At 66.7% G+C, this 12,182-nt stretch carries 12 protein-coding genes; 1 reads left to right on the top strand and 11 read right to left on the bottom strand.

The annotated features are described in order from the left end of the window. Positions 1-2: 2 nt before the first annotated feature. Positions 3-761 carry a glycosyltransferase gene (locus EJP69_RS01385; RefSeq protein ID WP_206169290.1) on the top strand — a complete coding sequence of 253 codons (759 nt, stop codon included), beginning with the start codon at positions 3-5 and terminating at the stop codon, positions 759-761. Between the two features lie 63 nt (positions 762-824). On the opposite strand, the gene EJP69_RS01380 is transcribed toward EJP69_RS01385, so the two are convergent. The 11 genes from EJP69_RS01380 to lpxD all read right to left on the bottom strand — a co-directional run bounded on the left by EJP69_RS01380 (position 825) and on the right by lpxD (position 12,181). Then, entirely contained in the window at positions 825-1,250 is a 426-nt protein-coding gene (locus tag EJP69_RS01380; RefSeq protein WP_170217023.1) for a DUF4149 domain-containing protein, read from the bottom strand. An 11-nt stretch (positions 1,251-1,261) separates the two neighbouring features. Then, positions 1,262-1,738, bottom strand: a complete 477-nt coding sequence (gene greA / locus EJP69_RS01375; protein WP_093202309.1) for a transcription elongation factor GreA — start codon at positions 1,736-1,738, stop codon at positions 1,262-1,264. Positions 1,739-1,802: 64 nt separating this feature from the next. Beyond that, positions 1,803-2,672 carry a Kdo hydroxylase KdoO gene (locus EJP69_RS01370; protein ID WP_126468481.1) on the bottom strand — a complete coding sequence of 290 codons (870 nt, stop codon included), beginning with the start codon at positions 2,670-2,672 and terminating at the stop codon, positions 1,803-1,805. An 11-nt stretch (positions 2,673-2,683) separates the two neighbouring features. Beyond that, on the bottom strand, positions 2,684-5,932 hold the full coding sequence (gene carB / locus EJP69_RS01365) for a carbamoyl-phosphate synthase large subunit (RefSeq protein WP_126468480.1): 3,249 nt from the start codon (positions 5,930-5,932) through the stop codon (positions 2,684-2,686). Then, positions 5,925-7,118 carry a glutamine-hydrolyzing carbamoyl-phosphate synthase small subunit gene (gene carA, locus EJP69_RS01360; RefSeq protein WP_126468479.1) on the bottom strand — a complete coding sequence of 398 codons (1,194 nt, stop codon included), beginning with the start codon at positions 7,116-7,118 and terminating at the stop codon, positions 5,925-5,927. Before carA ends, carB begins: the two co-directional genes overlap by 8 nt. A gap of 142 nt (positions 7,119-7,260) precedes the next feature. Then, on the bottom strand, positions 7,261-8,046 hold the full coding sequence (locus tag EJP69_RS01355) for a TrmH family RNA methyltransferase (protein ID WP_126468478.1): 786 nt from the start codon (positions 8,044-8,046) through the stop codon (positions 7,261-7,263). An 11-nt stretch (positions 8,047-8,057) separates the two neighbouring features. Further along, positions 8,058-8,780 carry a ribonuclease HII gene (gene rnhB, locus EJP69_RS01350; RefSeq protein WP_093306441.1) on the bottom strand — a complete coding sequence of 241 codons (723 nt, stop codon included), beginning with the start codon at positions 8,778-8,780 and terminating at the stop codon, positions 8,058-8,060. Beyond that, positions 8,752-9,900, bottom strand: coding sequence for a lipid-A-disaccharide synthase (gene lpxB, locus EJP69_RS01345; RefSeq protein WP_126468477.1), 1,149 nt, complete (start codon positions 9,898-9,900; stop codon positions 8,752-8,754). The genes rnhB and lpxB overlap by 29 nt, the downstream gene beginning before the upstream one ends. Positions 9,901-9,910: 10 nt before the next feature. Further along, positions 9,911-10,699, bottom strand: coding sequence for an acyl-ACP--UDP-N-acetylglucosamine O-acyltransferase (gene lpxA / locus EJP69_RS01340; RefSeq protein WP_093202327.1), 789 nt, complete (start codon positions 10,697-10,699; stop codon positions 9,911-9,913). Between the two features lie 31 nt (positions 10,700-10,730). Further along, positions 10,731-11,180 (bottom strand): 3-hydroxyacyl-ACP dehydratase FabZ, encoded by a 450-nt coding sequence (gene fabZ, locus EJP69_RS01335; protein WP_093202918.1) that lies wholly within the window; start codon positions 11,178-11,180, stop codon positions 10,731-10,733. Between the two features lie 23 nt (positions 11,181-11,203). Next, on the bottom strand, positions 11,204-12,181 hold the full coding sequence (gene lpxD / locus EJP69_RS01330; RefSeq protein ID WP_126468476.1) for a UDP-3-O-(3-hydroxymyristoyl)glucosamine N-acyltransferase: 978 nt from the start codon (positions 12,179-12,181) through the stop codon (positions 11,204-11,206). Between the last annotated feature and the right edge of the window lies 1 nt (position 12,182).

The raw sequence follows: 12,182 nt of genomic DNA, 5'->3' as shown, positions 1-12,182 counted from the left end.
TGGTGGCAGCCGCCGAAGGCGCCCAGCGCCACATTCTCTGCATGAAGTGGGGCACGAAATACGGCCCCGAATACGTCAACCGCCTCTACGCGATGGTCCGCCGTCACCTGAGCGGCGACTTCAAGTTCGTCTGCCTGACCGACGATGGCAACGGCGTACGCCCCGAGGTGACCTGCCTGCCGATTCCGCCGCTCAACCTGCACCTGGCCCCCGGCCAGCGCGACGGCGCCTGGAAGAAGCTCACCACCTTCGAGCAGGACCTGCACGGCCTGCGCGGCCCCGCCCTCTTCCTCGACCTCGACGTGGTCGTCGTGGGCAGCCTGGACGCCTTCTTCGAGCAGCCGGGTCAGTTCCTGATCATTCACGACTACGACCGCCCCTGGCGACGCGGCCGGATCACGGGCAACTCCTCGGTCTACCGCTTCGAGCTCGGCGCCCATGCCGACGTGCTGGCGTATTTCCGGGCCAACATGGACAAGGTCCAGGCCGAATACCGAAACGAGCAGACCTACCTGTCGGACGTGCTCCACAAGCAGGGAAAGCTGGCCTACTGGCCCGGCGGCTGGTGCCCGAGCTTCAAGTACCACGGCATCCCGACCTGGCCGACCAACTACTGGGAAGAGCCCTTCGTGCCCGAAGGCGCGCGAATCATGGTGTTCCATGGCGAGTGCAACCCGCCGGACGCCCTTGCGGGCCGCCGCAACCGAGCCTTCCGGTTCATCAAGCCGGCTCGCTGGGTCGCGGAATACTGGAAAGAGTAGGAAGCGACAGGCGGAAAAGCAAAAGGCGGCCCGGGCCGCCTTTTTTCTTGCCCTGCCATCGCTTCAGCCTGCCGTACGGGCCCCGATGCGCCACAGCACCACGCCGGCGCACAGCCACTGCACGAAGTACATCCCGGTGCCCATGGCATGCCACAGCTTGAGGTTCTCGCGAGCCACGATGCGCGGCGCCACCGCGTATTGCTGCAGCAGCGCCAGCAGCAGCGCGCCCAGGATGAAGAAGATGGTCGTCATCGCCGGCCCGCTCATGCGCTCGTCGGCCTTCGACCTGAAATGGATCAGCAGGATCACCCCGCAGGCGATGGCGATCCAGCTCTGCGCCTCGAACAGCTGCGCCGCGAAATTGCCCGCCACCGACGGGTTGCCCAGCTTCGCGAAGAGCATGGGCACGACGAGAAAGCCGATCGTCGTCAGGCTGCCCCACCAGAAGGCAGCCAGCATCAGCGCAATACGGTCCTTCAGGTCTTTCATGCCTGCGGCGATCAGAGGTAGCTGACCGCCACGATCTCGTAGCGCTTGAGGCCGCCGGGCGTCTGCACCTCGGCGGTGTCGCCCTCTTCCTTGCCGATGAGCGCGCGTGCGATCGGGCTGGACACGTTGATGAGGCCCTGCTTCAGGTCGGCCTCGTCCTCGCCCACGATCTGGTACTTGACGGCATCGCCGCTGTCTTCTTCCTCGAGCTCGACGGTCGAGCCGAACACCACCTTGCCGCCGGCATCGAGCTCGGTCGGATCGATCACCTGCGCGGCAGACAGCTTGCCCTCGACCTCGAGGATGCGGCCCTCGATGAAGCCCTGGCGATCCTTGGCGGCCTCGTACTCGGCGTTTTCGCTGATGTCACCCTGGGCGCGCGCCTCGGCGATCGCATTGATGATCGCGGGCCGCTCGACCGACTTGAGCCGGCGCAGTTCTTCGCGCAGCTTCTCCGCGCCGCGCTTGGTGATGGGGATGGTCGCCATATCTAGTTCTCCATAAAGCGAAACCGCCGAACGCTGCCGTTCGGCGGTCGATGGGGGACGGCGCTCAGACGAGCGTCCGTCCAGTCAGCCGGCTCAGGATGGCGAGCGGGCTCGAAGCGGGATTGTATTGCTTGGAAGCGTCCAGGTGGAGGGTCTGTTCGAGCATGTACTGACCCGCCATCACGGCGTGCGAAGTCTGGTCGGAGAAGCACACCCAGACCGAACCCGGCGGAAACTTCGCGGTTTCCTGCGGCGAACTCTCCTGGTAAGCCATGTCCGACTTCATGCCGTCATGCAGCTGCAGCATGAGATGGTCGTATTCGCTGCGGAACGACTTGGTCACGTGCAGCGCCTGCAGCAGCTTGGCCTGCCAGCGCGAGTACGGCTTGGCGCGCGGCAGGAAGCGCCTGGCGATGTCCTCGAAAGGCTCGCCCACGCGCCACACGCGCGGCGCGCCGTCGGGGTTCACGTTGGTGAAGACGCGCAGGATGCGCTCGCCGTAGTTCGGCCGCGACGGGAATGCATCCACGTGCAAACGCCGGTCGTCGGCGCGCCACGACTGCACGCGCGTCTCGACCTGCGCCGGGCGGTAGCTGGTGGGCGCCAGCCGCAGGGCCGGTGCGTAGTGCGGCAGCAGCCCGTGGATGAGCTGCGTGGCCTGCGCCCTGAAGCGCCCCACCATCGCGGCCGCCGTGCGCTGCACCGTCTCGTCGCCCACGGCGCCCTTGAGCTTGCCGTTGGCATCGAGGCTGATGTTGCGCACGTCCGGCGACAGCAGGCTGGGCGTGAGCAGGCTGCGTTCTTCGGGCAGCAGCTCGAAACCCAGGCGCGGGAAGTACAGCACCTTACCCGCCTCCAGCTCCGCGATCCACGCCTCGTTGGGCGTGGCCGCGTTCCAGTCGGCCAGGCCGAGTTCGACGAGCTGCGTTTCCATGGCTGTGACGCTCAGGCCGTGGCCAGTTGCGCGTGCATTTCCTGCACCGAGATCACGCCGAGCTCGTCCATGAAGCCCATGCCTTCGACCGCGGCTTCGGCGCCGAAGATCGTGGTGAAGGTGGTCACGCGGGCCTGCAGGGCCGAGGTGCGGATCTGGCGCGAGTCGGTGATGGCGTTGCGGCGCTCTTCCACCGTGTTGATGACCAGCGCAATCTCGTTGTTCTTGATCATATCCACGATGTGCGGGCGGCCTTCGGTCACCTTGTTCACCGTCGCGCATTCGATGCCCGCGGCGTTGATGGCGGCAGCCGTGCCCTTGGTCGCGATCAGCTCGAAGCCCAGCTTGGCCAGGCCGCGTGCCACCTCGACGGCACGTGCCTTGTCGTTGTTCTTCACCGAGATGAAGACCTTGCCCGACTTCGGCAGGTGCGTGCCCGCGCCCAGCTGCGACTTCACGAAGGCTTCGCCGAAGGTCTTGCCCACGCCCATCACCTCGCCGGTCGACTTCATCTCGGGGCCGAGGATGGTGTCCACGCCCGGGAACTTGACGAACGGGAACACGGCTTCCTTCACGCTGAAGTACGGCGGCGTCACTTCCTTCGTGATGCCCTGCGACTTCAGCGACTGGCCGGCCATGCAGCGTGCCGCCACCTTGGCGAGCTGGATGCCGGTGGCCTTGCTCACGTAGGGCACGGTGCGCGAGGCACGCGGGTTCACTTCGAGCACGTAGATGACGTCCTTGCCGTCCTTCTGCTGGATGGCGAACTGCACGTTCATCAGGCCGACCACGTTCAGCGCGGCCGCCATCGCGGCGCTCTGGCGCTTCAGCTCGGTCACCGTCTCGGCGCTCAGGCTGTAGGGCGGCAGGGAGCAGGCAGAGTCGCCCGAGTGCACGCCGGCCTGCTCGATGTGCTCCATCACACCGCCGATCAGGGTCTGGCCCTCGGCGTCGCGCAGGCAGTCGACGTCGCATTCGACGGCGTCGTTCAGGAAGCGATCGAGCAGCACCGGCGAATCGTTGCTGACCTTGACGGCTTCGCGCATGTAGCGCTCGAGGTCGCGCTGCTCGTGCACGATTTCCATCGCGCGGCCGCCCAGCACGTAGCTCGGGCGCACCACCAGCGGGTAACCCAGCTCGGTGGCCTTCTCGAGGGCTTCGGCTTCGGTGCGCGCGGTGGCGTTCGGCGGCTGCAGCAGCTTGAGTTCGTGCAGCAGCTTCTGGAAGCGCTCGCGGTCTTCGGCCGCGTCGATCATGTCGGGCGAGGTGCCGATGATCGGCACGCCGTTGGCCTCGAGGTCGAGCGCGAGCTTCAGCGGCGTCTGGCCGCCGTACTGCACGATCACGCCCAGCGGCTTTTCGCGGTCGACGATCTCGAGCACGTCCTCGAGCGTCAGCGGCTCGAAGTACAGGCGGTCGGACGTGTCGTAGTCGGTCGACACGGTCTCGGGGTTGCAGTTGACCATGATGGTCTCGTAGCCGTCCTCGCGCATGGCGAGCGCGGCATGCACGCAGCAGTAGTCGAACTCGATGCCCTGGCCGATGCGGTTGGGACCGCCGCCGAGCACCATGATCTTCTTCTTGTCGCTCGGGTCGGCCTCACACTCGTCCTCATAGGTCGAGTACATGTAGGCCGTGTTGGTGGCGAACTCGGCCGCGCAGGTGTCGACGCGCTTGTAGACCGGGCGCACGCCCAGGGCGCGGCGCTTCTCGCGGATGGCCGTGTCGGTGGTGCGCAGCTGCTTGGCCAGGCGGCGGTCGGAGAAGCCCTTCTGCTTCAGCAGGCGCAGCGTGGCGGCGTCGATGTCGTCGAGCGACTTGGTTTCCAGCTCGAGTTCGATCTTCACGATCTCCTCGATCTGCACCAGGAACCACGGGTCGATCTTCGTGAGCGCGAACACTTCATCGACGCTCATGCCCTGGGCGAAGGCATCGCCCACGTACCAGATGCGCTCGGGACCGGGCTCGCCCAGTTCCTTCTCGAGCACTTCGCGGTCCTGCGTCTTCTCGTTCATGCCATCAACGCCGACTTCGAGGCCGCGCAGCGCCTTCTGGAACGACTCCTGGAAGGTGCGGCCCATGGCCATGACCTCGCCCACCGACTTCATCTGCGTGGTAAGGCGCGAATCGGCCTGCGGGAACTTCTCGAAGGCGAAGCGCGGGATCTTGGTAACGACGTAGTCGATCGAGGGTTCGAACGACGCGGGCGTGGCGCCGCCGGTGATCTCGTTGCGCAGCTCGTCGAGCGTGTAGCCCACGGCCAGCTTGGCCGCGACCTTGGCGATCGGGAAGCCGGTGGCCTTGGAGGCCAGTGCCGACGAACGCGACACGCGCGGATTCATCTCGATGACGACCATGCGGCCGTCCTTCGGGTTGATCGAGAACTGCACGTTCGAGCCGCCGGTGTCGACGCCGATCTCGCGCAGCACGGCCAGCGAGGCATTGCGCAGGATCTGGTATTCCTTGTCAGACAGCGTCTGCGCGGGTGCCACGGTGATCGAGTCGCCGGTGTGCACGCCCATCGGGTCGAGGTTTTCGATCGAGCAGACGATGATGCAGTTGTCGGCCTTGTCGCGCACGACTTCCATCTCGTACTCTTTCCAGCCGAGCAGCGACTCTTCGATCAGCAGCTCGTTGGTCGGCGAGGCTTCGATGCCGCGCTTGCAGATGGTCTCGAACTCTTCCGGGTTGTAGGCGATGCCGCCGCCGGTGCCGCCGAGCGTGAAGCTGGGGCGGATGACCGTCGGGAAGCCGACGTTCTTCTGCACCGCCCAGGCCTCGTCCATCGAGTGCGCGATGCCGGAGCGGGCCGAGCCCAGTCCAATCTTGGTCATCGCGTCCTTGAACTTCAGGCGGTCCTCGGCCTTGTCGATGGCTTCGGGCGTGGCGCCGATCAGCTCCACCGGCTTGTTGGTGGCCGCGCCCGTGTACTTGTCGAGCACGCCGTTGCGCCACAGGTCGAGCGCGCAGTTCAGCGCGGTCTGGCCGCCCATGGTCGGCAGGATCGCGTCGGGGCGTTCCTTGGCGATGATCTTCTCGACCGTCTGCCAGGTGATGGGCTCGATGTAGGTGACGTCGGCCGTGGCCGGGTCGGTCATGATCGTCGCGGGGTTGCTGTTGATCAGGATGACCTTGTAGCCCTCTTCGCGCAGCGCCTTGCAGGCCTGCACGCCGGAGTAGTCGAACTCGCAGGCCTGGCCGATGATGATCGGGCCGGCGCCGATGATGAGGATCGATTTGAGGTCTGTGCGCTTAGGCATTCTCTTTCTCCGTCTTTTCCGTCTTGTTCTTTTCCATGAGTGCCGTGAAGCGATCGAACAGGTAACCGATGTCGTGCGGACCCGGCGAGGCTTCGGGGTGGCCCTGGAAGCAGAACGCGGGCTTGTCGGTGCGCGCCAGGCCCTGCAGCGTGTTGTCGAACAGGCTGATGTGGGTGGGACGCAGGTTGGCCGGCAGCGACTTCTCGTCGACCGCGAAGCCGTGGTTCTGGCTGGTGATGCTCACGCGGCCGTTGTCGAGGTCCTTCACCGGATGGTTCGCGCCGTGGTGGCCGAACTTCATCTTGAAGGTCTTGGCGCCCGAGGCCAGCGCCATGATCTGGTGGCCCAGGCAGATGCCGAAGGTGGGAATGCCGGTCTCGATCAGCTCCTTGACGGCGCTGATGGCGTAGTCGCAGGGCTCCGGGTCGCCAGGGCCGTTGGCCAGGAAAATGCCGTCGGGTTTCAGCTTGAGCACGTCGGCAGCGGGCGTCTGCGCCGGCACAACGGTGATGCGCGCGCCGCGCTGGGCGATCATGCGCAGGATGTTCTTCTTGACGCCGTAGTCGAAGGCGACGACGTGGAAGCGCGGCGTGATCTGCACGCCGTAGCCCGAACCCAGCTTCCACTCGGTCTCGATCCACTCGTAGGTCTGCTTGACCGACACCACCTTGGCCAGATCGAGGCCGGCCATGCTCGGCGCGGCCTTGGCGGAGGCGATGGCCTTGTCGATCAGCGCCTGCGTCACGGTCTCGCCTGCGGCCAAGCCCAGGATGCAGCCGTTCTGCGCGCCGTTGGTGCGCAGGTGGCGAGTGAGCTTGCGGGTGTCGATGTTCGCGATGGCCACGGTGTTGCCGGACACGAGGTACTCGGTCAGCGTGGCGGTCTTGCGGAAGTTGGAGGCGACGAGAGGCAGGTCCTTGATGATCAGGCCCGCGGCATGGATCTTGTCGGCTTCGATGTCCTCGCCGTTGACGCCGTAGTTGCCGATGTGCGGATACGTGAGCGTCACGATCTGCTGGCAGTAGCTCGGGTCGGTGAGGATTTCCTGGTAACCGGTCATGGCGGTGTTGAACACCACTTCACCGGTCGTGGAGCCGGCGGCTCCGATCGAATTGCCGAGAAAGACCGTGCCGTCTGCGAGCGCCAGGATGGCGGGCGGGAAACTTCCCTTGAGAGACAAAAGCACTGGGTTCTCCGGATGGTTACGGTCGCCCGGAGCCTCAGGCGCGATGCCTGGGGACTGCTGCTTAAGGGGAGGATGGCGTTGTAGGCGGCCGGGCGACGCTGATTTGCGAGTAAGCCCCCGATTGTAGCCCGGACTGGATGTGTTATTCAGCCTGCAGGGCTGCTCCGCTCGCATGCAGGCATATTGCGGCGGCGGCGGCCACGTTGAGCGACTCCTCGCCGCCCGGCTGCGCGATGCGGATATGGCGCGTGGCCCGGGCCTCCAGCGCCGGCGAAACGCCCTGCCCCTCGTGCCCCATGAGCCAGGCGCAGGGATGCGGCAGATCGGCCTTGTGGAGCCATTCGCCCCGGTGGGAGCTGGTCGCCACCAGCGGCACCTTCAGGCCGTCGAGCACGTCAAGATCCACGCCTTCGATCAGCCGCAGGCCGAAATGGGCACCCATGCCGGCGCGCAGCACCTTCGGAGCCCACAGCGCCGCCGTTCCCTTGAGCGCGACCACCTGGGTGAAGCCGAAGGCGGCGGCGCTGCGCAGGATGGAGCCGGCGTTGCCTGCGTCCTGAAGGCGGTCGAGCACCACGGTGGGAGCGTTGGGCAGCAGCTCGGGCCGGACCGGCGCGTCGAGCACGAAGCCCATCGGGGCCGGCGATTCGAGCCCGCTGATGCCACGCAGCAGATCGTCAGCGACGACTACCGTTTTGATAGCACCAACCGACCACTCGGCGGGCGCCTTGGGCCAGAAAGACTCCGAGAACACCGCAATTGCGGGCTTGACGCCCCGCGCTAGCGCCGCCCGGCACAGGTGGTCGCCCTCGAGCCAGAGCCGGCCGAGCTTGCGGTAGGCGCCCGGGTCCTGCGCGAGCTTGCGCAGGTCCTTGAGCAACGGGTTGTCGCGCGAGCTGATGTGGCTGGCGCCGGTGTCGGAGGTCATCGTTGCGGGTTTCAGGGCGCGGCGCGAAGGTCGGGGCGCGCGACCTCCATGGAGCCGGCCATCATTACCGGCTGCTCGGATTCGGCGGGCACCACCACGTTCAGCACGCCGCCCGTGCGGGCCAGCGCCGCGGCCACCGGGCTGAACGACCTACGGTGATGCACGCAGGCACCGTGCCGTTGCAGCGCCTCGAGGTGCTCGCGCGTGCCGTAGCCCTTGTGGCCGGCAAAGCCGTAATGCGGAAATTCGGTATGAAGCTGCTCGCAGAGCCGGTCGCGGTGCACCTTCGCCAGGATCGAGGCAGCTGAAATCGCCTTGACCCTCGCATCGCCCTTGACGATGGCCTCAGCCAGCACGTCCAGCGTGGGCAGGCGGTTGCCGTCGACCAGCACCTTCACCGGCTTGAGCCGCAGCCCTTCCACCGCCCTGCGCATCGCGAGCATGGTCGCCTGCAGGATGTTGTGGGTGTCGATTTCCTCGACGGAGGCCTGCGCGATGGAGCAGCACAGCGCCTTGGCCAGGATCTGGTCATGCAGGCGCTCGCGCTGCAGGGCCGTCAGCGTCTTGGAGTCCGCGAGGCCGCGAATGGGCCGCATGTCGTCGAGGATCACGGCCGCAGCCACCACCGGCCCCGCCAGGGGCCCGCGGCCCGCCTCGTCGACACCCGCGATCAGGCCCGGTGCATCCCACGCCAGCGGGGCCTGCTCAGCCTTCAAGAACTTTCTGGATCGCATCGGCGCAAAGTGTGGGCGTATCGCGCTGCAATTGCACATGCAGCTCTGAAAATCTTTGTTGCAACGCCCGCGTCTTCTCCGGCGCGCCGAGCCAGGCCAGCGTCGCCTCGGCCAGCGCCTCGGGCGTGGCGGCCTCCTGCAGGAGCTCGGGCACGACGAACTCCCGGCACAGTATGTTGGGCAGGCCCACCCAGGGCTGCAGCTGCTTGCGCCGCATGAGGCGCCACGAGAGCGAGTTCATGTTGTAGGCGATGACCATCGGCCGCTTGAACAACGCCGCCTCGAGCGTGGCGGTGCCGCTGGCGATCAGCGTGACGTCGCAGGCGGCCAGCACGGCGTGCGACTGACCGTCGAGCAGCTTCACGCGCCCGGCCATGCCGCTGGCCTGAAGCAAGGCTTCGACCTCGGCGCGCAGGCCCGGGATGACGGGGGCCACGAACTGGAGCTCGGGCCGCGCCTTCTGCATCAGCGCGGCAGCGGCGAAGAAGCGAGCGGCAAGGTAGCGGATCTCGGAACGGCGGCTGCCCGGCAGCAAGGCGACGACCGGCGCATCGGGCGAAAGGCCCAGCTTGGCACGCGCACCGGCCTGGTCGGGCGTCATCGGGATCACGTTGGCAACGGGATGGCCGACGTAGCTCGCGGCCACGCCCTGCTCCGCCAGCAATTCGGGCTCGAACGGGAAGATGCACAGGACGTGGTCGGCCGCCGCCCGGATCTTCTCGATGCGCTCCGGCCGCCAGGCCCAGATCGACGGACAGACGAAATGCACCGTCCTGATGCCCTGGCTGCGCAGGCCGGCCTCGAGGTCGAGGTTGAAATCGGGCGCATCCACTCCAATGAAGAGCTGGGGCCGCTCCTGCAGCAGCCGGGCCTTGAGCTGGCGGCGGATACCGGCGATTTCCGCGTAGTGCCGCAGCACCTCGATGTAGCCGCGCACAGCGAGCTTTTCCTGGGGCCACCAGCTCTGGAAGCCGTGGGCCAGCATGCGGGGGCCGCCGATGCCGGCGGTCTGGAGATCGGGCCATCGGGCCAGCAGGCCGTCGAGCAGCAGGCCGGCGAGCAGGTCGCCGGACGCTTCGCCCGCGACCAGCGCGAAGCGTCGCTGTCCGTCCGTCTGCATCGCCGTCACTTCAGCGCGCGATGCCGCGCGTCGAGTTGGCGAGGAAGGCCTCCATCAGCGCGACGTCGCCGGCCGCTTCGGGCATTTCGGTCGCCAGCGCGGCGATGCCCGCACGCGCCTCGTCGAGCGTCTTGCCCTGGCGATACAGCAGCCGGTGCATCTGCTTCACCGCCGCGAGCCGCTGGGCGGAGAAATCGCGCCGGCGCAGGCCGACGATGTTGAAACCGCGCACGGCCAGCGGATTGCCGTCGACCAGCATGAATGGCGGCACGTCCTGCGTGACGGCGCTGGCAAAGCCGAGCATGGCGTGGGCACCGACCGAGACGAACTGGTGGATGCCCGTGAGCCCGCCGACCGTGACCCAGTCGGCCAGGTGCACATGCCCGGCCAGCGTGGTGTTGTTGGCCAGCGTGGTGTGGTCGTCCACGCGACAGTCGTGGGCGATGTGCGTGTACGCCATGATCCAGTTGTCGTTGCCGACACGCGTGACGCCGCCTGCCCCCGGCACGCCGAGGTTGAAGGTGCAGAACTCGCGGATCACGTTGCGGTCGCCGATGACGAGCTCGGTCGGCTCGCCGGCGTACTTCTTGTCCTGGGGAATGGCGCCGAGCGACGAGAACTGGAAGATCCTGTTGTCGCGCCCGATGGTCGTGCGCCCCTCGATCACGCAATGCGCGCCGATGGTGGTACCCGCGCCGATCCGCACGTGCGGGCCGATCACGGTGTAGGGCCCGACGGACACCGAGGCATCGAGCTGTGCCTGGGGGTCGACGACGGCCGTCGAATGAACCTGGGTCATGCCTTTGAAGAAACGGCTTGCTGCGGGCGTGTCAGCTGATCTGGCGCATGGCGCACATCAGCGAAGCCTCGCAGGCGAGTTCGCTGCCCACCAGGGCGCGGCCCTTGAACTTGGAAATGCCCGCCTTCATGCGCTCGATCTCGACTTCGAGCGTCAGCTGGTCACCGGGCTCCACGGGGCGCTTGAAGCGCGCGCCATCGATGGCCGCGAAGTAGTAGACGGTGTTGTCGTCCGGCACGATGTCGAGCGAATGGAACGACAGCAGCGCCGCGGCCTGGGCCATGGCCTCGAGCATCAGCACGCCCGGCATCACCGGACGGTGCGGGAAGTGGCCGTTGAAGAACGGCTCGTTCATCGTCACGTTCTTGAGCGCCGTGATGCGCTTGCCCTTTTCCATGTCCAGCACGCGGTCCACCAGCAGGAACGGGTAGCGGTGAGGCAGCAGCTTGAGGATTTGATGGATATCGAGCGTCGTCGTCATGATTTTCTGTTCCTGCATCGTCGTCATTTTTTCGAGGGAGCCTTCTCCAGCGCCTTCAGTCGTTCGCGCAGGCTGTGCAACTGCTTGAGGGTTGCAGCGTTCTTTTCCCAGCTCGCATTGTCATCGATGGGAAACATACCGGTGTATTGGCCGGCCTTATGAATGGAACGGGTGACCACGGTCGCAGCCGACACATGCACGCCGTCGGCCACCGTCAGATGCCCCAGCACGATGGCGCCGCCGCCGAACGTGCAGTTGGCGCCGATGGTCGCGCTGCCGGCCACGCCGACGCAGCCCGCCATGGCGGTGTTCTTGCCGACCCGCACGTTGTGGCCGATCTGGATCAGGTTGTCGAGCTTGACCCCGTCTTCGATCACGGTGTCGTCGAGCGCGCCCCGGTCGATGCAGGTGTTGGCACCGATCTCGACGTCGTTGCCGATGCGCACCGCTCCCAGCTGCTCGATCTTGACCCAGCGCCCCTCGTGCGGCGCCAGGCCGAAGCCGTCGGCGCCAATGACCACGCCCGGGTGGAGCAGGCAGCGATCGCCGACGATGCAGTCCTCGCTGACCGTCACGCGCGACTTCAGTACGGTGCCCGCACCGATGCGCGCGCCCCGCTCCACCACGCACAGCGCGCCGATGCGTGCCGTGGCGTCGACCTGCGCCTCGGAGTGGATCACTGCGCTGGGATGGATTCGGTCAGGCTCCGGACGGGCATGGTGCGCCTTCCAGAGCTGCGTGAGGCGGGCAAAGTAGAGATACGGATCGGGCGTGACGATGAAAGCCCCGCGCGCCGCTGCCGCATCCCGCATGGCGGGCGATACGATCACGCAGGCAGCCTTCGAGGCCGCCAGCTCCTGCTGGTATTTGGGATGGCTCAGGAAGCTGAGCGCATCGGGCTGCGCATTCTGCAGCGGCGCGAGCCGCTCGATGGACAGCGCCGAATCGCCATGAAGCTCGCCCCCGAGGGCGTCGACAATGGCTCCGAGCTGCAGTGACACG

It is taken from the genome of Variovorax gossypii (assembly GCF_003965815.1).
Classification (GTDB): domain Bacteria; phylum Pseudomonadota; class Gammaproteobacteria; order Burkholderiales; family Burkholderiaceae_C; genus Variovorax; species Variovorax gossypii.
The sequence above is the reverse complement of the archived record's forward strand: the minus strand, read 5'-3'. Positions and strand labels throughout refer to the sequence as shown.